We start from the raw sequence: 22300 nt of genomic DNA on the forward strand, positions 1-22300 counted from the left end.
GTCGGCCCTGCGCTGTTTTGTCGTCACGTATCGGCCGTTGGTACTAGTCGATTGACGATTTTTCGTCGGTTCAGAGGACGTTCTGCACAAAACGTGATGTAGGTCATGCTGATTGTGTTGTAAGTGATTACGCACACAAAGGTCAGTCAAAGGGGGTAGGGGAGGAGCAGTATAGAGTATGAATATCTTCCTGCTCGGTGCTCCCCATGCTCACGCTGCCCCACCGGTTCCCACGGCTGCCCGCCCTGTCGACGGAACCTCGCCGCATTTGTCGATGGATGGCGCTTCTCGTGCTGGCCCTGCTGGCGCTGGTCAGCTTGGTGCCCCATGGCGTGCCCGTCGACCTGGCTATCTGGGCCGGGGTACTCAATGCCATGCTGTTGCCGAGCATGGATCTGGTGCTGGGTGTATTGCTCGAGGGGCTTCGCCCGCTGCTGACCTCCCTTGAGCGTCCGTGGACGCGCCTCCTGCTTGTCGTTTTGGTTGCCGCCGCGATGTGGTGCTTCGCCATCTTTCTGCTGCCGCTGGCGCTGGCCTGCCGTCATCTGCGCGGCCATGGAGCAGCGCAAGACTACTGAGATGGCCGTCAGACCGTTACCATGATGGCAACGCATCGACGCCATCGAGGAATCCCATGACGACAACGCCCTTCGACCAGGCCCAGGCAAGGCTCGACGCCCTGCATGCCGAGGACCCTCGCCGCGTGGAGGTGGGCGGGGCGTCACAGCCCCAGGAGCTGTGGCACGCTGGGCGCATGAGCGCCTGGCTCGAGCGACTCGATCCCGAAGCACCGGAGCTGGTGCAGCTTGCCGTGCACAACCAGCACCTGAAACGCTGGGAGGTGCCGCGCAGTGACTATGAAGAGGGCCGCATCGGCTATTTGACCTGGCGACGTGACCAGGGCAAGCGCGCCGGCCAACTGGCGGCGGAGGTGATGCGCACCTGCGGCTACAGCGACGCTGACGCCGAGGAGGTGGCGCGGATGATCCGCAAGCAGGGACTGGGGCGCAACCCCGGCACCCAGGCGGTGGAAGACTGCGCCTGCCTGGTGTTCCTCGAGAACTACTTCGCCGACTTCTCGCGTCAGGTCGATCACGACCACCTGATCCGCATCGTCCAGATGACCTGGAAGAAGATGTCCCCCGCCGCCCACCAGCTCGCATTGGGCCTGCCCATGAGCGACGAGGCCCGTGCCATCGTCGAGGAAGCGCTGGGGTAGGCAGGGTTGCAAGTGGGCTGCTCAAGCAGCTGGGGGGCGCGAAAGCCTGGGAAGGGCGCCAGTACCAGGGGCTTACCGATTGAATGGGCGCCTGGCTGTCTGGAGGCCGCGACTCTGTTGATATGGCTGATGTGTTGTCGCCAGAATCCACGAGGCGAGAGGTGGCCGAGGGCTCGGGCTCTGTGAGCGTGAAGGAAGATCGAAGGCTAGGCTCTGTCCGAAAAGTCGGCGAGCGAAGGTTAGACAAGGCAAAAATCGGTGAGACAGCGCAGTTTACGGGGTGTAAATGAGCATGTTGATTCGACTTTTAACGCCGTATTACCGAGCGCAGGCACTTTTCAGACAAGCCTTAGCGGTATCGCCAGCGAATCAGTAGCAGGCTCACGCCGAAAACGACGGCGGGCATGAGCCCCAGGACAATGATGGCGGCATTGTGACTCATGAGCTGCCTCCTTTGACGGCATCTTCGGCCGCGCGCAGATGGCCGAGGTAAGTGGCAATCCCCGCCAGGGTTACTGTGGCCAGGCCTATAGCCAATAGTAACAGCCCCACCGGGGCGTGCCTGTTGATCGTGGCGCCTATGGTCAGGCCGACGTACAACTATCGCCTCGGGGGAAGCGACACCTCTCATACTATCCCGGTTGAGTGACATACAAGCGATGCACCTGTGCAGCCCAGCGCCCGGGCGGGGGTACTGGGCCCTCGCCCCGGGACTCGTGTGGAAAAGACAAGGGGGCGAGCAACTTGGCCAACTTGGCGTTGTTCGCCGTGCTCCTTTCGCTGCCCTCTGTTCGCCGCGGGCGAGGGGACTCCTTCCTTTTGACTGGACACATTGTTCCACCGTACAACACGTCCATTACCTAGCCCTAGAACCCCTTGGCCTGCCCTCTGGGCCTTGCCGGGGTGGGCTTGTCGCAGCGCAGGAACTGGCCGTCACCGGCTTGGCCGCAGGGCTTGCCGTCGCGGGCGACGACCTGGCCCCGGCACAGCGCCATGACCACCCGCCCGGTCAGCTCCAGGCCTTCGTAGGGGGTGTAATCCACCGCATGGTGCAGATCGTCGTTGCGCACCGTGACCCGGGCCTCCGGGTCCCATAGGGTCAGGTCGGCGTCGCTGCCCACGGCGATGGTGCCCTTGCGCGGATAAAGGCCGTAGATCTTGGCCGGGTTGGTGGCGGTCAGCGCGACGAAGCGGGTGGCGTCGATGCGCTGCTTGACCACGCCCTCCGAGAAAAGGATCGCCAGGCGCGTCTCGAGCCCCGGGATGCCGTTGGGGATGCAGGAAAAACTCGCCTCCTCGCCATGCAGCTTCTTGCCCTTGTCGTCCTCGTAGCGGAAGGGCGCATGGTCCGACGAGAACACCTGGAAAACACCGCTTTCCAGCGCCTCCCACACCGCCTGCTGGGCCGCCGGGTCCCGGGGCGGTGGGCTGCACACGCACTTGGCGCCTTCGAAGCCGTCCTGGTCCAGGTCATCGGCGGTCAGCATCAGGTACTGGGGGCAGGTTTCGCCGTAGACCCGCAGGCCACGGCTCTGGGCCCAGCGGATCTGCTCGATCGCCTGGGGGCCGGAAACGTGGACGATCAGCAGCGGTACGTCGATCAGCTCGGCCAGCGAGATCGCGCGGTGGGTGGCCTCGCGTTCGGCGATGGAGGAGTGGGCCTCGGCGTGGTAGCGCGGGGCGGTGTGGCCTTGAGCTTCCAGCAGTTCGGTCAGGTAGGCGATGCAGTCGGCGTTTTCGGCGTGGACCATGACCATGGCGCCCTCGCGGCGGGCCAGCGCCAGCACCTCGAGCACCTCTCGGTCGTTGAGCTTCAGGTCGTCGTAGGTCAGGTAGATCTTGAACGAGCTGTAACCCTCCTCGATCAGCGCCGGCAGCTCCTCGCGCAGCACCGTCTGGTTGGGGTCGGTGACGATCATGTGAAAGGCGTAGTCGATCATCGCCTTGCCGTCGCTCTCGCGGTGGTAGTCCTCCACCGCCGCGCGCAGTGACTGTCCCTTGAACTGGGCCGCGAAGGGAATCACCGTGGTGGTGCCACCGGCCGCCGCCGAGCGGGTACCGCTGGCGAAGTCATCTGCCATCACCGCGCCGTCACCCAGCGGCTGGGCCAGGTGGCAGTGGGCGTCGATGCCGCCGGGCATCACCCACAGGCCGCTGGCGTCGATGGTCTCGCCGACTGGGCCTGCACCCTCGGCGAGTCCTTCGCCGAGGGCGACGATACGCCCGTCGCGAATGCCGATATCGGCGACAAAGCGGTCGGCGGCGGTGATCACGGTGGCGTTGGTGATCAGAGTATCGAGGCGTTGCATCTTGCTCTCCAGAGACCGGCTCGCGCCGGAGTTATTCATTGTTGTTCAGGTGCTTGGTGCCAAGGCGTAGCGGATATCGCCGATCATCCCATCACCCCCGGCAGCCACAGCACGATGGCAGGCCATGCGGTGATCAGGGCGACGAAGGCGAGCATCACCGCGAGGAAGGGCAGGCTGCCGATCATCACGTCGACGATCGAGCCGCGTCCGCGCACCCCCTGCACCACGTAGAGGTTCATGCCGATGGGCGGGGTGATCAACGAGATTTCCATCATGATCACCAGAAATACGCCGAACCACACCGGATCGAAGCCGAACTGCACCACCATGGGCACCACGATGGGTACGGTAGCGATCATCATCGACAGGGTCTCGAGAAAGCAGCCCAGCACCAGGTAGAACACCACCAGTGCGAGGATCAGCCCCAGCGGCGACAGTCCCAGTTCCGAGACCCACTGGGTCAGGGCGAAGGGGATGCCGAGAATGCCGACGATATAGTTGAGAAAGAACGCCGCAGAGATGATCAGCATGATCATGGCGGTGGTACGTGCCATGGACAGAAAGCACTCGTGAAGCATGGCGATGGTCAGCTTGCGGTTGAGCGCCGCGAGCAGCAGTGCTGCCACCACCCCCAGGGCGGCGGCCTCGGTGGGGGTCGCCCAGCCGCTGTAGATGCTGCCGATGACGATGGCGAAGACGAACGCCGGCGGCAGCAGATCGACCAGCGAGCGCAGACGTTGGGCCAGCGGCACGCGCGGCTCGCGCTCGCCGGCGACCCCGGGGCGCAGCAGGCTCATGCCCATGATCACCAGCATGAAGGTGGCAGCCAGGGCAAGCCCGGGTACGATACCGGCGATAAACAGGGCGCCGATGGAGGTGTTGGTGATCGCCCCGTAGATGATCATGTTGATGCTGGGTGGAATCAGGATGCCGAGCGTCGCCCCGGCGGCCAGGGTGCCCAGCGCCAGGCGCTCGCTGTAGCCGCGTTCAGCGAAGGCCGGCAGGGCCACGGTGCCGATGGTGGCGGCGGTGGCCACCGACGAGCCGGACATGGCGGCGAACACCGATGAGGCGCCGATGTTGGTGTGCAGCAGACCGCCAGGCAGGCGGTTGAGCCACACCGACAGCGCCGAGTACATGCGCTCGGTGATGCCGGCCCGCAGCAGCAGCTCGCCGAGCAGGATAAACAGCGGAATGGCGGTCAGGATGAAGTCGTTGAGGGTGCCCCACAACAGGTCGCCGAAGGAGAACAGCAGCGGGGTGCCCAGGTAGAGCATGGCGCCGAGGGCGGCGGTGGTGAAGATGGCCACCGCCACATGGATGCCCAGCGCCATCATGGAAATCATCAGGGCAAAGCCCAGCAGTACCTCGGTGACGGAAATCATGGTGTCTTCTCCCGGCCGGCTATCTGGCCATCCGCCGAATGGCCAGGCGAGCCACTCTTCGCGCCAACATAGTGGCGACGCGCTTCGTCGAGCTCGTCATCGGCGCTGAGCGGGTCGCAGCCGGCGTTGAGCGCGCCGATCTGGCCGCGCGTTAGCTGGACTCCGGCCCGGACGGCGGCTCGCAGGGTGACGATGGCGAACACCGAAAGCCCGATCAGCCACAGCGACTGGGGGATCCACAGCGGGGTCTGCAGTGGGGTGCTGGCCAGGCTGGAGAATTCCAGGGTCTCGCCCAGGGTCGCGCCCGCCCGCCACAGCATAAACAGCGAAAACACGCACAACAGCACCAGCGCCACCAGGTTGAGCAGGGCGCGCAGCCGGGGCGGCAGTCGCGTCAGCAGGACGTCGACCCGGGTATGGGCGCGCTGGGTCAGGGCGAAGGCGAAGCTGAAGGCGACACCGATAGCCAGCACATAGCCACCGATCTCGTCGACCCCCTGCAGCGAGAAGGCGAAGAACTTGCGCGCCAGCACCTCGAAGGTGATCAGCGCAGACAGCAACAGCGCGCCGTAGCCGGCGGCCAGAGCGGCACCGCGGGACAGACGGGCAAGTCCCCGGTCGAGCCGGGAGTCCGGTGATACAGCCATCGATGCGGCAGCGGATGCAGCGCCGGGCGATCTGGCGTCGGGTGGCGAATGCGCACCGGAGGGACGGGAATCGGACATCGGGATGCTCCTGGGGACGGGGCCGCCGCATGGGCGGCCCCTGGTCGTGGGCGACAGGGTCGATCAGCCGCCGCTCAGGGCGCGCTGGCGCTCAGGCCGGTGACCTCGCCGACGCTTGCGTTCCACAGCGCGGTGCACTCGGGGTAGCGGGCGTCGCAGGTCTCCGCCCACACCGGCAGCACCGCCTCGGAGGTGATCTGTTCGATGCGCGCGCGGGAGTCCTCGTCGATGTCCACCAGGGTCATGTCGTAGGCGGTGTGGTTCTCGCAGCTCGGCTGACCGGTATTGCAGGCGATGGCATCGTCGTTGACGGTGTAGGCCAGGTCCCACATCTGGTCCTCGAGGCGGGCGAAGGCCTCGCTCAGCGACGCCTGCTGCTCGGCGTCGAAGCCGTTCCAGGTGTCCAGGTTCATGAAGTGGCCCTGCACCGAGTAGGACAACGGCAGCGGTACGAAGTGATCGGTCACTTCCGGCCACTTTCCGTTACTGCCGGCCGACGGTGCGGTCACTCCGCAGTCGGCGACGCCGCGCTGCAGCGCCAGGTAGACCTCGCTGAACTGCAGCGTCACCGGCACCGCGCCGAGTCCTTCCACCAGCCGTGACATGGACGGCGTGAACACCCTCACCTTCTTGCCCGCCAGGTCGTCGGCACCGTTGATGTCACCGTTACAGAACATCATCTGCGGGCCGAATGGCCACAGCGTCATCAGCTTGGCGTTGAAGCGTTCCTGCAGGCGGGCGTCGAAGTCGGCGCGGAAGGCGTCCACCGCCTCGCGCTGCTGGTCCAGGTCGGCGGTGACCCCGGCCAGATCGATGCCCTCGAAGAACGGCTCGTCGCGGGAGGCCATACCGATCTGCACCGACATCACGTCGAAGGCACCGGAGCGTATGTTGCGCAGGGCGTCCGCGGCTTCCACGCCGATGGCGTCCATCGGGTTGTAGCTCACCGCCAGGTCGTCACGGGCATCGAGCTCGGCGAAGAAGGGCCGCTCCACGTTGTCCACGTGCAGCTTGTTGCCGGAGAAATTGCCGGCTACTCGCAGCAGGGTTTCGGCCTGGGCCTGGCTGGTGGCCACCAGCAGGGGGGCGGCGATCAGGGCGCCGAGGGTAAGCCGGCGGGTCGCCGTCACGAGGGAGGGAGTCGTCATGGGAGAACCTCATCTTGTTGTTGGTGGTTGTTGCAGGTGCTGATGTTGCTATTGCTGTTTCTGTGGAGAGGGGCGGGGGAGTGTCAGCCGAGCCGAGGGTCGTGAAACAGCTGGCCCCAGCCGTTGATGGCGCTCGGGTCCTTGCCTGCCAGCAGTAGGCTCTTCCACACGGTGACGCTGACCGAGTCGTAGATGGGAATACCGAGCTCCCGCTCCAGCTCCTCGACGATGCCGGCCCCGCGCAGGTTGGTGCACAGGATGGTGATCGCCTCCGGCTCTGCTCGGGCGACCTCGCGGACCATCTCGGCCAGGGTCTGCTCATCGTATTCGGAGAACGAGAAGTTGCCGCGGTCGTTGAGGTGACGCTCGGCCACCACCTCGACTCCTTCACGCCGGTAGTTGTCGACGATGGCGGCCTGGATGTCGTCAAGGTATGGGGTGACCAGCCCTAGACGCTTGACCCCGGTGCGCTCGAGCACCTCGTTGAGCGCCAGCACGCTGCTGGTCGCCGGTATGCCGGTGGCTTCGGTGATGGCGGCGCACAGGCGGCGGTCGGCGTCGAACCCGAGCCAGCTCGAGGAGGTGCCATTCCAGGCGATCACGTCCATGCGGGCATCGCTGAGCAGGCGGGCGGCGTCAAGCTGTGGTGCGGGGTCGAACTGGGCCAGGGCCGCCTCGCTCAGCGAGATTTCCTTGACCGTGAAGCGCTGAAAGTGGGCACTGACCGCTGGCATGAGGTCCCGCAGTATGGCGCTGGTGTAAGGCTCCAGCACGGTGTTCGACGAGGGGGTCAGCATTCCGAGAAGGGTGCGTTGCATGGGCGTGGCGATCCTGTGCAAGGTCGTGTTGTTGTTGTGTGGGGCGTGCCCCGGAGGCGTATCGGCGGTGGCCGGTCTTGCCTGTGGCGCGCTACACTGAATCTTGAAAGAAATTCGGAATTCCAAATTTCTACGACCTTTTCAGCATTGCATAACGTCGAGTTTTTGCAAGTACACTGCATCAATCGCCATGACATCTTGCTGTGAAAGTGGCAGTGGACGCCTGGCCACCATCGTGGAATCCGCGCCTTGGGATCTTCGATGGGGTGTGGAAATAACTTTGATTTCAGCGCTTTGTTGAGTGCTGGTGGTCGATGGTCGGCGTGCTGAGCAGTGGGTGCCCGCTCCAGGGCGCTGTGGGCTGAAGCGACGCCCCAGTCCTCCGCAAGCAGCCAGCATGAGCACCCAGGAGCACCGAGGAGCAAAAGGAGCCGCCATGAACGAGTCCCTGGATCAGGACGTGCTGTCACCGCCTCGCCCGGCGCCGCTCAAGCGCTCGAGCCTTTATGAGGCGGTGGCCGAGCGCCTGCGCGAAATGGTACTGGAAGGAGAGCTGGCCCCCGGCAGCCGGATCGCGGAAAAACCCCTGTGCGAGGCCTTTGGGGTGTCGCCGACGCCACTGCGCCAGGCGCTCAAGGTGCTGGCCAGCGAAGGCCTGGTCGAGATGCTGCCCCATCGTGGGGCCCGGGTGACCAGGGTGGATCGTGACGAGGTACGTGATCTGTTCGAGGTCATGGCGGCACTGGAGTCGCTGGCGGGCAACCTGCTGGCGGTGCGCGCCTCTGATGCCGACATCGCCGAGATCCGCCGACTCCATGACGAGATGATGGGCTATTTCGCGGACAATCAGCGCAAGCGCTACTTTGCCCTCAATCAACGCATTCACCAGCGTCTGGCGGACCTGTCCGGCAATCGGGTGCTGAAAGACCTGGAGCAATCGCTGACGTTGCGTATTACCCGGGCGCGCTACATGGCCAACCTGGACGCCAGCCGCTGGGAGGAGTCCGCTCGCGAGCACAGCTACTTCGTCGAGGCGCTTGAGGCGCGGGACGCCCAGGCGCTGTCCGAGGCCCTGAGCCTGCACATGCGCAAGACCGGCCAGGCCGTGCTGCAGGGGCTGCCCGACAACGCTGGCGACGACTGACCGCGAGCGTTGCCTGGCGCGGGGCTGCAGGTGCTGGCCGCGCCGTCCCCCGAACCCTTTCTGCCGAACCTTTTCTCCCGAACGCTTTCTCCCAAACCTTTGCCCTCGAGCCCCTTTTCCCAGGGCTCTTTTCCCTTCGAGCCTCCCCTCAAGCCCTGCACCAAGGGGCTTGGGCCCACTGCTCCTTGCTACCGGACACTCCCCGCCGTGCACGGCTTGCCACCCATAGTTCGCCACCCATGGTTCGCCACCCACGGCTCGGCGCCCGGAAGATCTCCTGTCGCATGGCCTCCGCATGTCATAAGTCGCTTCTTGCTGAATGTGAAAACAACAACTATCTGATAAATAAAGTTTTTAAAAAAAATAGTATTCAAGATTTGGAATTCTTTAGTGTGTTCGACTAAGGTCAAAGCAGGTGGGCTCGCTTGAGCGTTCCATCACCGATTCCTTACCCAATACCAACAACAAGGATTGCGACATGACGACTCCCTCCCGTCTTTCCCTGCTGGGTGCCGGCGCGCTGGCCCTGGGTCTTTGCACACCGCTGCTGGCCCAGGCCGAAGACCTGCGCTTTGGCGGCAACTTCACCGATGATCACTCCAGCAGTCGCGCCATGGCGCGCTTCGCCGAGACCCTGGCGGAGCAGAGCGATGGCGATCTGACAGCCCAGCTGTTCCCCAACATGCAGCTTGGCGGCGCCGGCGAGAATCTCGATCAGGTCAGTTCCGGCGCCATCATGGGCAGCTGGATCGGCATCTCCTACCTGTCGCGTACCGTGCCGGAACTCGAGGCGCTGAGCCTGCCGTTCGCCTTCGACAGCCGCGAGGACGCCTTTGCGCTGATCGACGGCGAGGTCGGCGAGCTGCTCGACGAGAAGCTCGCCGAGGCCGGGTTCGTGGCGCTGGGCTACATGGAGCTTGGCTTCCGCCACGTCACCAACGCCGAGCGGCCGCTTGAGTCGATCGAGGACTTTCAGGGCCTGAAGATCCGCCTGCAGCCCAACCAGACCCACCTGGACACCTTCCGCGCCATCGGTGCCAATCCGGTGTCGATGGACATCAAGGAGGTCTACGGCGCGCTGCAGCAGGGGGTACTCGATGGTCAGGAGAACCCCTACAGCATCATCGAGACCAAGCGTCTGGACGAGGTGCAGCCGTACCTGTCCGATACCGGCCAATTCTACGACTACATCGTGGTGGTCGCCAATCGCGACAAGTTCGAAGACCTGAGCGACGACCAGCGTGCCACCCTGATGGCGGCCATGGACGAGGCGGTGGCCTGGCAGCGTGAGACCGCGGCGGCCGAGGATACCCAGGCCCGCGATACCCTGATCGAGCGCGGCATGCAGTTCACCCCGATCAGCGACGAGACCCGCGCGGCCCTGCGCGAGGCCAGCCAGAGCGTAGTGGATGATCTGCGCGAAAAGCTCGGCGCTGAGCTGGTCGACAAGGTGCTCGAGGAGCTGGGGGCATGACACGGGCCTGGCAACGCCTGGAGGCCCACGCGGGCCATCCGGTTCGGCGCCATTTCCTGCATCTGCTGGCGTGGCTGGACCGTGGCTCCTACTACGCCATCCTGCTGGCCATGGGCCTGATGACGGTGCTGGTGTGCGCCCAGGTGGTGGCACGCTACCTGCTCGGCACCAGTATCGACTCCGCCGATGAGCTGTCCCGGTTGTGCTTTGTGTGGGCGATCTTTCTGGCCATTCCCCACGGTATCAAGAGTGGCATCCACGTCGGTATCGATGCCCTTGTCAGCCACTTGCCCGCCGGCGCCCAGCGCCGGCTGGCCCAGCTGATGGCGGCGTTGGGGGTGGTACTGATGGTGATCCTGGGGGTGGTGGGAACCGGTGCGGTGATCGACAAGTGGCCGCAGCTTATGCCAACCATGCCGATCACCGCGGCGGTGTTCTATATCGCGGTGCTGATCTCGGCGATCCACTGTGCGCTGCATCTGATCGCCCAGTGCCTGGAGCTTGAGCCGCTGCCTTCCGCCCCGGTTGGACCCGACTCAGGCCATGACCGCGGTGAGGAGGTGCGCCCATGACCCTGGCGATTATTCTGAGCTTTGCGGTACTGGCGCTTCTGCGTATGCCGCTGGCCTTTGCCCTGGGCCTTGCCTCGCTGGTGGGGCTGGTCGTTGGCGGCATGGACCTGGCGGTGCTGCCCCAGCGCATGATGCACTCGGTGGACAGCTTTCCACTGATGGCGATTCCGCTGTTCATGCTGGCCGGCGAGTTGATGGTGGCGGCAGGGATCCTTCAGCGCCTGGTCGACTTCGCCAACTCGCTGATCGGCCGCGTCCACGGCGGGCTCGCCCACGTGGCGATCGTCGCCGGGATGGTGCTGGCGGCGGTCAGCGGGGCGGCGGTGGCCAGTGCCAGCGCCCTGGGCAGTTCGCTGGTGCCGTCCATGCGTCAGCAGTACGACACCGGCTACAGCAGCGCGGTGGTTGCCTCGGCGGCCAACCTGGGGGCGATCATCCCGCCCAGCAACGCGATGATCGTCTACGCCTTGATGGCCGGCTCCAGCGTCTCGGTAGGCGGGCTGTTCATGGCGGGTATCGTGCCGGGACTGGTGCTGGCGCTGGGCTTCATGGGCCTGGCCAGCTTCCTGTCGATGCGCCGTGGCTATCCGCTGGCCGGCGGAGTCATCGGGCTGCGCCACGTGCTGGTGCAGACCTGGCGGGCGCTGCCCATTCTGCTGATGCCGATCGTCGTGGTCGGCGGCATCGTCGCTGGTGCCTTCACCCCGACGGAGGGGGCCGGCATCGCCGTGCTCTACGCGCTGGTGATCGGCTTCTTCGTCACCCGCCAGCTACGCCTGTCGCACCTGCCGCGGGCGATGTTCAACGCCGCGGTCACCGCCGCCATGGTGGGGGCGCTGATCGCCTTCGCCTCGACCATGACCTTTGCCTTCACCATCGATCTGGTGCCGATGCGTCTGACCAGCGCCCTGCAGGGGCTGACCAGCGACCCGCTGATGTTCCTGCTGCTGGTGATGGGGCTGTTGATCCTGGTCGGCATGTTCGTCGAGTCCAACGCCGCCTACATCATGCTGGTGCCTCTGCTGGCGCCGATCGCGCTGTCCTACGGCATCGATCCGCTGCTGTTCGGCTTTCTGTTCGTGATGAACCTGGTGGTGGGCATGATGACGCCGCCGGTGGGGGTGCTGCTGTTCGTGATGTGCGGCATCTCCAATATCAGCCTGAACGAGCTGATGAAGAGCGCCTGGCCCTTCATCGTCTTCCAGTACGTGGTGCTGGTGGCGTGTATCGCCTTCCCCTCGCTGGTCACCTGGCTGCCGCGGGCACTGGGGTACTGAATGATCGAGGTACTGACGTCTGAGGTACTGACGACTGAAGTACGGCATCGACCGAACGACAAGCTACGAAAAGGCCGAGGTGTCGCATCCGGCGCCTCGAACCGGCCCACCACAAAGAGACTGCCATGAAGCTTCTGGTCATCAATCCCAATATTTCAGACGACGTCAGTGCGCTGATCGAGCGTGAAGCACGGGCAAGCCTGCGCCCGGGCAGCGAGCTGAGCATCGCCACCGCGCCCTTCGGTGTGGCCTACATCGAGACCCGCGCCGAGGCGCTGATCGGCGGCTATGCGACCCTGGGTCTCGCCGCCGAGCGCTACCCCGGCCACGACGCTGTGGTGGTGGCCGCCTTCGGCGATCCCGGTCTGCCCGCGTTGCGCGAGGCCCTGCCGATCCCGGTGGTGGGGCTGACCGAAGCGGCGCTGATGAGCGCCTGTCAGTACGGCGGGCGTTTCTCGATCATCGCCATCTCCCAGCGCATCCAGGCCTGGTACCGCGAAACCGTGGACAGCTACGGCCTGGGCTCGCGGCTGGCCAGTATCCGCGCCCTGGACGAACCCCTGGCCGCCATCGGCAGCGTGCAGCAGGACCAGGGCGGGCGCCTGATCGAGCTGGCCGAACAGGCGGTCAGAGAGGACGGCGCCGACGTGCTGATCCTGGCCGGGGCCCCGCTGGCGGGGTTGGCCCGCCAGGTCGCCGCCGAGCTGCCGGTGCCGGCGCTGGACGGCGTGACCTGCGCCATCACCCAGGCCCAGGCGCTGGTCGATCTCGGTCGCGCCAAGGCCACCGTCGGCAGCTACGCCGCGCCCCCCGACAAGCCGCACAAGGGCTTGAGCAGGGAGCTGGCAACGCTGATCGGCCGGCGCTGACCTCTCGTCTCCGGGCCAGCCCCGTCGCTATACTTGGACGCTGGCCCTATCCTTGTTCCTTTCCCTCACCGGTCGCTGGATCCTGCCCATGACGTCGACAACCGACGACGCCACCGTCGCTTCACCCTCCGATAGAGGCGCGCGTCAGCGAGCGCCTCACCGCCGCCGTATCCAGGCGCCGTCCCTGGCCGATGAAGCCTACGACTTGCTCAAGGGGCTGATCGTCCACGGTGAGTTGGCCCCGGGGGAGCGTCTGCTGGAGCCGGCTCTGTGTCGGCGTCTGGGCATCTCGCGCACCCCCCTGCGCGATGCCTTGAACCAGCTGGCGGGTGAAGGCCTGGTGACCCTGCGGCGCAATCGCAACGCCCTGGTCACCCTGCTTGATGGTGACGAACTGCGTCATCTGTTCGAGGTCGAGGCCGGGCTCGAGGCCATGGCGGTGGAACTGGCGGCCGGGCGCATGACAGAGACCGAGCTCAAGCGGCTGGCCTCACTGCAGACTCGCCTGGAAAAGCAGCACGCCAAGGGCGATCGCGACGGCTACTTCGCCACCAATACCCGTATCCACGCGCTGCTGGTCGAGGCGGCGCGCAATCCGGTGCTGGTGGAAACCCACCAGCGCCTGCTGGGTCGGTTGGAACGGGCGCGTTATCTGGCGCTGAATCGCCTCGGCCGCTGGCAGGAGTCCACCGATGAGCATCGCGCCATTCTCGATGCCTTGATCGCCAGGGACGCCGACCTTGCCCGCCGCCACATGCACGAACACGTCATGCACACCGGTGTCGCCATCAGCGCCTTGCTGACACGCTGAGCCCTGCGATAGACACGGCGACGGTCGCCTGCTTCTTCTGGTCGCTGAACAGCGATGATCAGGACGAGCCTTGACAGGCCATCCAAACACGACCATATTACAAACGTAAATGATTCTCATTGTTTTGGGCTGTCAGCGTCTGCAGGAGGTCGTCATGTCCTATCGCATCAAGACCGCGCTTCACGGAGCCAACCCGACCCTCGAGATCTTCGACGTCAGCTCGGGCTCCATGCGCATGGCCTGGGAGTACCCGAAGGAGGTGGGCAGCGAAGAGAAGGATCCCGAACTCGCCTCGCTGCGCCGAGAGGAGGCGATCCACGAGCTGTTTCGGCGGCTGTTTCTGCTGACCACCGAACAGTACCTGAAAGGCGAACTCGGCAGGGACGGAAGCGAGGCGTCAGGGTCACACGGCGGTGGGCACAAGGCGCATTGAATGGGTGGTCTGGCAGGGCTTGCCGTGGCGTAGCCACAGCACCTTGTCGGTCAGGTCCATGACCACGCTGAACAGCGTTTCCATCCGCTCGGGTTCAGCGACGCTCGGGTCGAAGTGGCGACACAGGCTGTCCTCGCCGGGGGTATGATCACCGAGCAGGTCGAATAGCCGCTCGGCGTCGAGGGTGGCGCTCTCGTTGGGGGCTGTGCTCGCTGTACCCCGTTCTGTCCCCCTTTCATCCGCACCCGAGCCATCCGTGCCCAGGTCGTCGAGCAGTTGCCCGACCAGCGCGTCGAGACGACTCAGGCGGGACCAGGAGTCCGGCTTGGGGAAGTCCTCGACCCAGTGGGTGGCGGTGTCACTGGCGAGGTGATTGGTATGGGTGACGGCCCCGCGAGCCGGTGCGATGGTTCCCGGTTGCCCGGGGTGAACCTCGAGCCCTTCCGCCTGGCCGCTGCCGTCGGCCAGCAGGAAGTGGGCGGGTGCACAGACACCGTCGTGGGCGATTTGCCGGGCGGCGTCGAGGGTCTCGCACTCGAGCATGGCGCGCAGGGCGATATGGATCGGCAGTCCCTCGCCACAGGTCGCCGAGCGGATGGCATTGAGTCCGACTCCGACACCATTGGCGTTGAGTCCTATCTTGCCGACCATGCCGGCCTCGCCCACGCTGATCAACGGCGGTGCGCCGGGAGCCTGGATCTCGAGGATCACCAGATGGTCGAGTTGGTCGGCGCGCCAGTCCCAGTTCTGGGCGAGCCACTGGCGACCGGCGTGATAGAGCGAAAAGGCCGAGCAGCCACCGCCGGCGCGGGTCAGCGACACCTCGCTGCGACAGTTGAGGGTAAGCACGTCGGCCAGATCACCGCCGATGCCCTGGGCGATGCCGTCGAGCTCCTCGAGGATGGCCGGGTAGCGCCGCTCGATCATCGGCAGGAAGCGTTCGGCGTCGCGTCGCGCCTCGTGCCAGTGCAGGCCCGCCAGGTCATGAAACAGTCGGTCGTAGACGTCGATGCTGGCAAGGATCGCCTCACGGTGCTGACTGCCGTGGGCACGACCGATGTCGAGGCGGCTGCCGGAGAGCCTGGTGGGTGTCAACGACGAGCAGGAGGGGGTGGGAGAGGACGTGGAGGGGGTCATGAAGTGCTCCCTGCGATCGAAGCGGCTGGCGCCGGGTCGCTGACATGGGTGGATATCCCCTCAGCGTAGCAGTTCTGCGCTTGGCATGGCGTCGTAGAGGTGGCCGTCGAGGTGTCTTGGATGAATTTTAATATATTGATATCGTTCAGTTTTTACACGATTCGCTACCCTTCTCGACAATTCCTGGCGAGACTCCCACAGAGCGTTTCACTTTATTAGTCTGCGAAGTTGTATGCTGCCAGAGAGCCTTACCGGCCATCTCAGGAGACACAACATGAAGACCAGAAACGCGCTGCTCGTATTGGCCCTCTTGGCCCTGCCGTTGTCCGCTCAGGCAGGTGTTGTCGACGGCAAGATCGCCAAGCTGGCTGAGCCGCTGGCCCCTGCAGAAGGGCCCTGCGCCAATCATCACACCACTTACTGCGCGGCTGAACACGCTGGTGCCACGCAGGATGCCGACTTCGACGCCCGCGAGACGGCAAGCCAGGAGCAACAGGGCCACAGCTGAAAGCGATGATGCTGGCGGAACCCTGAACGACGATGCCCCGGCCAACTGGCCGGGGCATCGTCGTCTGGCAGGGGCTCGGGGGGCTGGTCAGGTCTTGTTGGCGGCGTTGTAGATGTTCTCGTCGAGTTCGCCTTCGCTCTTGCCGACCAGGGTGGTGACCATCAGGTCTCCGGCCACGTTGACGCTGGTACGGGCCATGTCGAGGATGCGATCGACGCCGGCGACCACCGCCAGGGCTTCCAGCGGCAGGCCGATCTGGGCCATGACGATGGACAGCATCACCAGGCCGGCGCCCGGGACACCGGCGGTGCCGATGGAAGCCAGGGTGCCGGTGACGATGATCATGCCGTAGTCGGCCAGGCTCAGGTCGACGCCGATCAACTGGGCGATGAATACCGCCACCACCCCCTGATAGATGGCGGTGCCGTCCATGTTGATGGTGGCGCCCACCGGCAGCACGAAGCCGGCGACCCCCTCGGACACGCCGAGGTTCTTCGTCGCGCAGCGCAGCGAGACCGGCAGGGTGCCGGACGAGGACGCCGACGAATAGGCCACCACCAGGGCATCGAGGATGCCCTGCAGGTAGCGCACCGGATTGAGACGACCGAGCAGCGACAGCAGACCGGAGTAGACCACCAGCACGTGGACGACGCTGGCCAGGTAGGCCACGCCGATCACCTTGACCAGGGGCAGCAGCACCTCGGCGCCGTAGCTGCCGGCGACGTGGGCGATCAGACCGAACACGCCGAAGGGCGCCAGCGCCATCACCAGGCTGGTCAGCTTGACCATGGCCTCGGCGAAGCTTTCGAACACCTTGACCACCGGCTCGCCCTTCTCGCCGATCAGGGTCAGCGAGACACCGAGGCCAATGGCGAACACGATGATCTGCAGGATATTGCCGCTGGCCAGGGCGTCCACCGGGTTCTGGGGCACCAGGCCGACCACGATCTGCACCAGGCTGGGGGCTTCCTTGGCCGCGTCTGGGTTGGCCTCGAAGGTCATGTCGAGGCCAACGCCAGGCTGAAACAGCCAGGAGGCGGCTAGGCCGATGGCGATGGCGAAGGCGGTGGTGACCAGATACAGCGCGATGGTCCGCGCGCCGATGCGGCCCATCTTCTGGGGATCACGCATGGCGGTGATACCGACCACCAGGGTCGAGAACACCAGCGGCACGATCAGCATCTTGATGGCGCTGATGAAGATGTCACCGATGGGCTTGAACACGCTGGCGCTCTCGCCCATCAGGGTGCCGACGAGGACACCCAGGGCGAGGCCGACCAGGATCTTCTGCCATAGCGGGATACGGCGCCACAGGCCGGGGGAACGATCGGGGGTGGACATGGGGAGGCTCCAGAAGGACAGGGTGGATGGCCTGCCGTGCAAGGTGGGAAGACGCGACACCCATCGATAGTCAGCAAAATGTTCTCGTTGGCTGCTATCGAATGGGCGATCGGCACGATGGAGGCGGATTCTACCGAATAATCTGCCTCGGTGTTTTCATCCGTTGCACACCTTCTGGTGCTCAGAGGCCACCTGGGCGGGGCTTCCAGGTGGCCGGGCTGTTGACGACGCTAGCGGTTCAGCCCTGATCCTGCTGTTCCAGGGTGCGCCGCAGCAGCTGGTGGAAGGCCGCCCAGGAGGCCTGGTCGGCCCGAGCCTGGTAGCGATCGCTGCCGAATACCGTGAAGGCGTGGGGAGCACCGGAGTAGACCTGGATCTCGTAGGGGGCGCCAGCCGCCTCCAGCTCCTCGGACAGCGCCGCCACCTGGTCCATGCCGATGGAGGCGTCGGCCCCACCGTGGGCGACCAGGATCGGTGGCGTATCGGCGGAGTAGCCCTGGCCTTCCGGTGTGTCGAGGCCGCCGTGGAAGGTAGCGAAACCACGCACACTATCATCTGCGTTGGCGCGGGCCATCTCCAGCACCACGGCGCCACCGAAGCAGTAGCCCATCACCACGGTGTCTTCGCCGGCGCCCTGTTCACGGGCCTGGGTCAGCCCCGCCAGGGTCAGTCGTCGCATGCGTTCACGGTCATCGTAGAGCACCGCCATCTCGGCCTTGCGCGCGTCGATCTCCTCGGGGCGGTTGCCGGCGCCGTAGAGGTCCACGGCGAAGGCGTCGTAGCCCGCCTCGGCGAGCATGTCGGCACGCTTTCTTTCATAGTCGGTGAGGCCATCCCAGTCGTGGATGATCAGCACGCTGCCCTTGGAAGAGGACGCGGCGGGGGCGAAATAGCCCTGGAAGGCTTCACCGTCCACCTGGTAGTCAACGTTTTGTCCGGCCATGGCGCCGGCGCTGGCGAGAACAGAGCCGAGACCGATCAGGGCAGGGGCGAGCAGGGCGCAACGAGACATGGTGTGCTCCTTGGCGAGTGAGGGGCGTTGGCCCCGCCAGATGGCAGGGCCTGTGCTGAGTATAGAAGCCTGGCCACAGACGCCAGTCCTGAACCCCATCTTGTTGCATCCAGCCGGCCTAGCGTTGGCGGCGGGGACTTGAGTTTTCCCCGGCGGCCTTCCAGATTGGGGGTATGAAGATCGAGTGGGCGAGCCGCGGCTGACCGCGCTCGTCTCGGCTTCATCTCAGGACAACCAGAGCGAGACCAACAATCATGAAAAAGCGCGTACTGGCGACCGCCGTGGCTGCAACCACCCTGGCGGTCGGCTCCATGGCCCACGCAGAGGTCAAGATCGGATTTCTCGGCGGCTTCACCGGGGGGATCGAGAGCCTGACGCCGCCGATCTACGACGGCGCCCAGCTGGCGGTTGACCATATCAACAACCAGGGTGGCATCCTCGATGGCCAGGACGTGGTGATGCCGACCGGCGACACCACCTGCGGCGACGCTTCGGCGGCGTCCAACGCGGCTGACCGCATGGTCAACACCGAGCAGGTCACCGCCATCGTTGGCGCGCTGTGTACCGGTGCCACCATCGCCGCGGCCAACAACGCGGCGATTCCGGGAGGCGTGACCATGGTGTCTCCGGCCTCCACGGCGCCGGCGGTCACCGACCTCGACGACAATGACCTGGTGTTCCGCACCGTGCCCTCCGATGCCTTCCAGGGCGAGATGCTGGCCAAGTTGCTGATCGATAAGGGCATCGAGGAAGTCGCCGTCACCTACGTCAACAACGACTACGGACGCGGCCTGTCCGACGCCTTCAGCTCGGCCTTCGAGGACGGCGGCGGCAGCGTGCTGGAAAACCTCGCCCACGAGGACAACCGCGCCGACTACCGCAGCGAACTCGGCACCCTGTCGGCCACCGGCGCCCAGACCCTGGTGGTACTCGCCTACGCCGACACCTCCGGCCAGACGGTGGTGCGCCAGGCCTACGAGAGCGGCATGTTCACCCAGTACGTGGGGGCCGACGGCATGGTCGGCGACAGCCTGGTCGAGGCCATCGGCGCCGACGTGCTCGACGGCATGATCGCCACCCGTCCGGGCAGCCCGGACCTTCCCGGCACCGAGATCTTCACTGAACTTGCCAACAACGCCGACATCGACCCCACCGCCGTATTCGCCGCCCAGGCCTACGATGCGGCCTTCCTGCTGGGGCTGGCCATCCAGCAGAACGGCAGTGCCGAGCGCGAGGGTGTGTCTGAGGCGCTGCGCAGCGTGTCCTCTCCCCCCGGTGAGGTCATCCTGCCCGGTGAGTGGGAGAAGGCGGTGGAGCTGATCGCGGCGGGGACCGAGATCAACTATGAAGGCGCTTCCGGTACCCAGGACTTCGACGACAACGGCGATGTGCCTGGTGTGGTACAGGAAATGGCCGTGGAAAACGGCACTTTTACCGGCAAGGGCTTTGTTGAATAGCCGCCATGACGTAAAGTAAGGCGAGTCGTCGACGGACGACAACGCATCCGGGCGGTCGCCTCCGCCCAATGACCGCGCCAATGCTCGCAACAGAGGCGCTCAAGGAAAGCCCCCGGCCATCTGGCTGGGGGCTTTATCGTTGGTAGGGGCCTGTCATTGGCGTCGAGCTGGCGATGTCGTGCGATATGGCCAGTGATGGGGCAAGAGGCGTGAGAGGCGGGCCCTGGCGACCCTGGGCCGCCAGGATGAGACCATCAGTGACGACGACCGGCGTCAGGCACTGTCCGCAGTAGCGGTGTCGACGGACACGCCTCAGTCATGGTGCTTGACCTTCTCCGGCAGCAGCCCCTTGGGGGCGACGCGCAGCACCACCGTGATCAACAGCCCGATGACGAATACCCTGGCCTGCAGGGCTCGGCTTTCCAGGTTGCTGGGTAGCTCCCAGCCGAAGCTGGCCTGGCCGAAGTGGGCGATCAACTCCATCACGTAGAGCGCCAGCGGCTCTGACATGATCCAGATGATGTACACCGCCACCGCGCCGAACAGGGTACCGAGGTTGTTGCCCGGCCCACCCAGGATGACCATCACCAGCACCAGGAAGGTGTGGTTGAGCGGCAGGTAGCCGTTGGGGTCGAAGATGCTGTTGAAGCTGCCGAGTGCCGCGCCGCCGAGGCCCATCAGCACGCAGCCCAGCACGAAGATCTCGAGCCGGCGGCGATTGATGTCCTTGCCCATGGCGGCAGACGACACCTCGTTGTCGCGAATCGCCCGGATCATGCGGCCCCAGGGGGCGTTGTAGGCTCGGTTGAGCAAAAAGAAGATGCCCAGGATCATCACCGCCGTCACCGACAGATAGAGCGCCCGCGCCAGGGTAAAGCCTACCTCGCCGGGATCGGGTACCGGCCACGGCAGCGGCGACACGGTGGCGGTGCCACGGGTCAGCCAGTCGGAGTTCTTGAGAAAGGCCTTGATGATCTCGGCGATGCCCAGGGTGGCGATGGCCAGATAGTCGCTGCGAAGCCCCAGGCAGACGTGGCCGATAAAGTAGCCGATACCGCCGGCCAGCGCTCCGCCGACCACCCAGCCGACCCACACCGGCAGGCCGAACCCGCCGATGAAGCCCATCTGGCTTTCGATGGCGTCGGTGACCTCGCGCAGTTCACTGATCACCACCATGTAGACGACGAGGCCGATCACCACGGTGATCAGGGTGCGCAGCCAGGACGGCACGCCCAGGCGAGTCATGCGCGACAGCGCGAATACCAGCGCGATACCGACGGCCAGATACCCCAGTACCTTGGCCAGCTCACCGGGCAGCGGGCTATCCCAGAAGGCCGGATTGACCGGCACGCTGAAGGTCATGGCGCAGAAGCCGCCGAGGGCGACGAAGCCCATGACGCCTGCGTTGAACTGGCCGGCGTAGCCCCACTGGATGGTCAGGCCCAGGGCCAGGATGGCGTAGCAGCTGGCTTCCACCAGCATGCGTGTCGAATAGGCCGAACCCATGGCCATGTAGACCGCGCCGACGGCGACGGCGAGGACCACCAAGAGGCTGAGTTCGCGCACCGGAAAGCGGCTCTGGGGCGCGGTGTTGGCGTCGTCGCGGCGATGAAAGTTGTTGGTCGTCATCAGATCACCTTGCCCTTGAAGATGCCGGTGGGGCGCCACACCAGGATGGCGACGAGGATGAAGAAGGGCACCACGATCTTGTACTCGGTGCCGACGAAGGCCAGGTTACTGGGCAGCTCGAGCCACTCGGGCAGGCTGTCGCTGAAGGGCCGCAGCAGCACCCGCCAGTTGAACACCGCCAGGGTCTCGGCGAAGCCCACCACGAAGCCGCCGGCGATGGCGCCGAAGGGGTGGCCAACACCGCCGACGATGGCGGCGGCGAAGATCGGCAGCAGCAGGTGGAAGCTCAAGTCCGGCTTGAACGTCACGTCCATCGACAGCAGGGTGCCAGCGATGGCGGCCAGGCCACCGACGATCACCCAGGTCACGGCGACGATGGTGTTGGTGTTGATGCCCGATGCCCGGGCCAGGTCCGGGTTGTCGGACATGGCGCGCATGGCCTTGCCGAGCCGGGTACGCGACAGAAACAGCTGCAGCCCGATCACCGCCACCAGGGTCAGCACGAACAGATAGATCTGCGGCTCGGTGATCACCACCGGCACCCGGGCGCCCTCGAAGGGCAGCGCCAGGCGGAAGATCTCCTTGCGGTCATCGACGTACAGGCTCTGGCCGCCGGTGCCCGAGAACAGCCGGATCAGGCCCTGCAGCATCAGGGTCACGCCGAGGGAGCCGATGACCATCACGATCGGCTTGACGCCGTGGGCGCGCAGCGGCTTGTAGAAGGCCTTGTCGATGCCCACCGCCAGCGCCGCCGTCAGCACCATGGCCAGCGGCAGCATGACGATGGCGGTGGGCACACCGATGACGTCGCCGGCATGGGGGAACAGCGTCGCCAGCAGCAGCACCATGAAGGCGCCGAAGGTCATCATGTCGGCGTGGGCGAAGTGGGCAAAGCGCATGATGCTGAAGACCAGCGTCACGCCCACCGCGCCGATGGCGTAGATCGACCCGGTGACGCTGCCGGCGATCAGCACGTTGTTGATGAAGAACACGAATTCGTTCAAGGCGATATCTCCGCGCTAGGACTCGGCG

At 65.3% G+C, this 22300-nt stretch carries 21 protein-coding genes; 11 read left to right on the forward strand and 10 right to left on the reverse strand.

What is annotated here, in order from left to right; translation table 11 throughout:
- The first annotated feature begins 206 nt into the window (after positions 1 to 206).
- Together RBB39_RS14530 and RBB39_RS14535 are read left to right on the forward strand one after the other, a co-directional pair.
- Positions 207 to 578: a hypothetical protein gene (locus tag RBB39_RS14530; RefSeq protein WP_124805224.1), complete on the forward strand. Its 372-nt coding sequence runs from the start codon at positions 207 to 209 to the stop codon at positions 576 to 578.
- 56 nt (positions 579 to 634) lie between these two features.
- The gene (locus RBB39_RS14535) at positions 635 to 1219 is read left to right on the forward strand and encodes a DUF4202 domain-containing protein (RefSeq protein ID WP_045993490.1); all 585 of its coding nucleotides are present in this window, start codon (positions 635 to 637) and stop codon (positions 1217 to 1219) included.
- A gap of 866 nt (positions 1220 to 2085) precedes the next feature.
- On the opposite strand, the gene hydA is transcribed toward RBB39_RS14535, so the two are convergent.
- The 5 genes from hydA to RBB39_RS14560 form a co-directional block, all read right to left on the reverse strand.
- Positions 2086 to 3567 carry a dihydropyrimidinase gene (gene hydA / locus RBB39_RS14540; protein ID WP_083970361.1) on the reverse strand — a complete coding sequence of 494 codons (1482 nt, stop codon included), beginning with the start codon at positions 3565 to 3567 and terminating at the stop codon, positions 2086 to 2088.
- Between the two features lie 44 nt (positions 3568 to 3611).
- Positions 3612 to 4913: a TRAP transporter large permease gene (locus RBB39_RS14545; protein ID WP_083970360.1), complete on the reverse strand. Its 1302-nt coding sequence runs from the start codon at positions 4911 to 4913 to the stop codon at positions 3612 to 3614.
- Complete coding sequence (locus tag RBB39_RS14550; RefSeq protein WP_222516384.1) at positions 4910 to 5638, reverse strand: TRAP transporter small permease subunit; 729 nt, start codon at positions 5636 to 5638, stop codon at positions 4910 to 4912. The genes RBB39_RS14545 and RBB39_RS14550 overlap by 4 nt, the downstream gene beginning before the upstream one ends.
- Before the next feature lie 74 nt (positions 5639 to 5712).
- Positions 5713 to 6786: a TRAP transporter substrate-binding protein gene (locus tag RBB39_RS14555; protein WP_222516385.1), complete on the reverse strand. Its 1074-nt coding sequence runs from the start codon at positions 6784 to 6786 to the stop codon at positions 5713 to 5715.
- 83 nt (positions 6787 to 6869) lie between these two features.
- On the reverse strand, positions 6870 to 7604 hold the full coding sequence (locus RBB39_RS14560; protein ID WP_222516386.1) for an aspartate/glutamate racemase family protein: 735 nt from the start codon (positions 7602 to 7604) through the stop codon (positions 6870 to 6872).
- Between the two features lie 436 nt (positions 7605 to 8040).
- Here RBB39_RS14560 and RBB39_RS14565 point away from each other — a divergent pair, with 436 nt between their 5' ends.
- From RBB39_RS14565 to RBB39_RS14595, 7 genes are all read left to right on the forward strand, one after another.
- On the forward strand, positions 8041 to 8748 hold the full coding sequence (locus tag RBB39_RS14565) for a GntR family transcriptional regulator (protein ID WP_045992404.1): 708 nt from the start codon (positions 8041 to 8043) through the stop codon (positions 8746 to 8748).
- Between the two features lie 478 nt (positions 8749 to 9226).
- Positions 9227 to 10222 (forward strand): TRAP transporter substrate-binding protein, encoded by a 996-nt coding sequence (locus tag RBB39_RS14570; protein WP_306169165.1) that lies wholly within the window; start codon positions 9227 to 9229, stop codon positions 10220 to 10222.
- A complete protein-coding gene (locus RBB39_RS14575; RefSeq protein WP_124805238.1) occupies positions 10219 to 10794 on the forward strand; it encodes a TRAP transporter small permease in 576 nt (191 codons plus the stop codon). The genes RBB39_RS14570 and RBB39_RS14575 overlap by 4 nt, the downstream gene beginning before the upstream one ends.
- Positions 10791 to 12071 carry a TRAP transporter large permease gene (locus RBB39_RS14580; RefSeq protein WP_108132155.1) on the forward strand — a complete coding sequence of 427 codons (1281 nt, stop codon included), beginning with the start codon at positions 10791 to 10793 and terminating at the stop codon, positions 12069 to 12071. Before RBB39_RS14575 ends, RBB39_RS14580 begins: the two co-directional genes overlap by 4 nt.
- Positions 12072 to 12196: 125 nt before the next feature.
- Positions 12197 to 12940 (forward strand): aspartate/glutamate racemase family protein, encoded by a 744-nt coding sequence (locus RBB39_RS14585; protein ID WP_045992402.1) that lies wholly within the window; start codon positions 12197 to 12199, stop codon positions 12938 to 12940.
- A gap of 88 nt (positions 12941 to 13028) precedes the next feature.
- Positions 13029 to 13751: a GntR family transcriptional regulator gene (locus tag RBB39_RS14590; protein ID WP_108132156.1), complete on the forward strand. Its 723-nt coding sequence runs from the start codon at positions 13029 to 13031 to the stop codon at positions 13749 to 13751.
- Between the two features lie 154 nt (positions 13752 to 13905).
- Positions 13906 to 14184, forward strand: coding sequence for a hypothetical protein (locus tag RBB39_RS14595; protein ID WP_045992400.1), 279 nt, complete (start codon positions 13906 to 13908; stop codon positions 14182 to 14184).
- Here RBB39_RS14595 and RBB39_RS14600 read toward each other — a convergent pair.
- On the reverse strand, positions 14155 to 15321 hold the full coding sequence (locus RBB39_RS14600) for a C45 family peptidase (protein ID WP_306169166.1): 1167 nt from the start codon (positions 15319 to 15321) through the stop codon (positions 14155 to 14157). The genes RBB39_RS14595 and RBB39_RS14600 overlap by 30 nt on opposite strands.
- Before the next feature lie 274 nt (positions 15322 to 15595).
- Between RBB39_RS14600 and RBB39_RS14605 the strand changes: the two genes are divergently transcribed.
- Positions 15596 to 15829 (forward strand): hypothetical protein, encoded by a 234-nt coding sequence (locus RBB39_RS14605; protein ID WP_045992398.1) that lies wholly within the window; start codon positions 15596 to 15598, stop codon positions 15827 to 15829.
- 87 nt (positions 15830 to 15916) lie between these two features.
- Here the strand turns inward: RBB39_RS14605 and RBB39_RS14610 are convergent, their stop codons facing one another.
- Positions 15917 to 17170, reverse strand: coding sequence for a dicarboxylate/amino acid:cation symporter (locus RBB39_RS14610; protein WP_108448679.1), 1254 nt, complete (start codon positions 17168 to 17170; stop codon positions 15917 to 15919).
- A gap of 238 nt (positions 17171 to 17408) precedes the next feature.
- Complete coding sequence (locus tag RBB39_RS14615) at positions 17409 to 18182, reverse strand: dienelactone hydrolase family protein (protein WP_306169167.1); 774 nt, start codon at positions 18180 to 18182, stop codon at positions 17409 to 17411.
- Positions 18183 to 18433: 251 nt separating this feature from the next.
- Between RBB39_RS14615 and RBB39_RS14620 the strand changes: the two genes are divergently transcribed.
- Positions 18434 to 19639: an ABC transporter substrate-binding protein gene (locus RBB39_RS14620; RefSeq protein ID WP_045992395.1), complete on the forward strand. Its 1206-nt coding sequence runs from the start codon at positions 18434 to 18436 to the stop codon at positions 19637 to 19639.
- A 312-nt stretch (positions 19640 to 19951) separates the two neighbouring features.
- Here RBB39_RS14620 and RBB39_RS14625 read toward each other — a convergent pair whose 3' ends face one another.
- On the reverse strand, positions 19952 to 21268 hold the full coding sequence (locus RBB39_RS14625) for a branched-chain amino acid ABC transporter permease (protein ID WP_045992394.1): 1317 nt from the start codon (positions 21266 to 21268) through the stop codon (positions 19952 to 19954).
- Positions 21268 to 22272, reverse strand: a complete 1005-nt coding sequence (locus RBB39_RS14630) for a branched-chain amino acid ABC transporter permease (RefSeq protein ID WP_045992393.1) — start codon at positions 22270 to 22272, stop codon at positions 21268 to 21270. The genes RBB39_RS14625 and RBB39_RS14630 overlap by 1 nt, the downstream gene beginning before the upstream one ends.
- Positions 22273 to 22300 lie beyond the last annotated feature (28 nt).

This window comes from Halomonas sp. MMSF_3323 (genome assembly GCF_030733595.1).
GTDB classification, from domain to species: Bacteria; Pseudomonadota; Gammaproteobacteria; order Pseudomonadales; family Halomonadaceae; genus Halomonas; species Halomonas litopenaei.

What these genes read in the sequence shown, in the direction of transcription:
- RBB39_RS14530 (WP_124805224.1), top strand. Translation starts at nt 207, where the DNA reads ATGCTCACGCTGCCCCACCGGTTCCCACGGCTGCCCGCCCTGTCGACG.
- RBB39_RS14535 (WP_045993490.1), top strand. Translation starts at nt 635, where the DNA reads ATGACGACAACGCCCTTCGACCAGGCCCAGGCAAGGCTCGACGCCCTG.
- hydA (WP_083970361.1), bottom strand. Translation starts at nt 3,567, where the DNA reads ATGAATAACTCCGGCGCGAGCCGGTCTCTGGAGAGCAAGATGCAACGC.
- RBB39_RS14545 (WP_083970360.1), bottom strand. Translation starts at nt 4,913, where the DNA reads ATGATTTCCGTCACCGAGGTACTGCTGGGCTTTGCCCTGATGATTTCC.
- RBB39_RS14550 (WP_222516384.1), bottom strand. Translation starts at nt 5,638, where the DNA reads ATGTCCGATTCCCGTCCCTCCGGTGCGCATTCGCCACCCGACGCCAGA.
- RBB39_RS14555 (WP_222516385.1), bottom strand. Translation starts at nt 6,786, where the DNA reads ATGACGACTCCCTCCCTCGTGACGGCGACCCGCCGGCTTACCCTCGGC.
- RBB39_RS14560 (WP_222516386.1), bottom strand. Translation starts at nt 7,604, where the DNA reads ATGCAACGCACCCTTCTCGGAATGCTGACCCCCTCGTCGAACACCGTG.
- RBB39_RS14565 (WP_045992404.1), top strand. Translation starts at nt 8,041, where the DNA reads ATGAACGAGTCCCTGGATCAGGACGTGCTGTCACCGCCTCGCCCGGCG.
- RBB39_RS14570 (WP_306169165.1), top strand. Translation starts at nt 9,227, where the DNA reads ATGACGACTCCCTCCCGTCTTTCCCTGCTGGGTGCCGGCGCGCTGGCC.
- RBB39_RS14575 (WP_124805238.1), top strand. Translation starts at nt 10,219, where the DNA reads ATGACACGGGCCTGGCAACGCCTGGAGGCCCACGCGGGCCATCCGGTT.
- RBB39_RS14580 (WP_108132155.1), top strand. Translation starts at nt 10,791, where the DNA reads ATGACCCTGGCGATTATTCTGAGCTTTGCGGTACTGGCGCTTCTGCGT.
- RBB39_RS14585 (WP_045992402.1), top strand. Translation starts at nt 12,197, where the DNA reads ATGAAGCTTCTGGTCATCAATCCCAATATTTCAGACGACGTCAGTGCG.
- RBB39_RS14590 (WP_108132156.1), top strand. Translation starts at nt 13,029, where the DNA reads ATGACGTCGACAACCGACGACGCCACCGTCGCTTCACCCTCCGATAGA.
- RBB39_RS14595 (WP_045992400.1), top strand. Translation starts at nt 13,906, where the DNA reads ATGTCCTATCGCATCAAGACCGCGCTTCACGGAGCCAACCCGACCCTC.
- RBB39_RS14600 (WP_306169166.1), bottom strand. Translation starts at nt 15,321, where the DNA reads ATGACCCCCTCCACGTCCTCTCCCACCCCCTCCTGCTCGTCGTTGACA.
- RBB39_RS14605 (WP_045992398.1), top strand. Translation starts at nt 15,596, where the DNA reads ATGAAGACCAGAAACGCGCTGCTCGTATTGGCCCTCTTGGCCCTGCCG.
- RBB39_RS14610 (WP_108448679.1), bottom strand. Translation starts at nt 17,170, where the DNA reads ATGTCCACCCCCGATCGTTCCCCCGGCCTGTGGCGCCGTATCCCGCTA.
- RBB39_RS14615 (WP_306169167.1), bottom strand. Translation starts at nt 18,182, where the DNA reads ATGTCTCGTTGCGCCCTGCTCGCCCCTGCCCTGATCGGTCTCGGCTCT.
- RBB39_RS14625 (WP_045992394.1), bottom strand. Translation starts at nt 21,268, where the DNA reads ATGACGACCAACAACTTTCATCGCCGCGACGACGCCAACACCGCGCCC.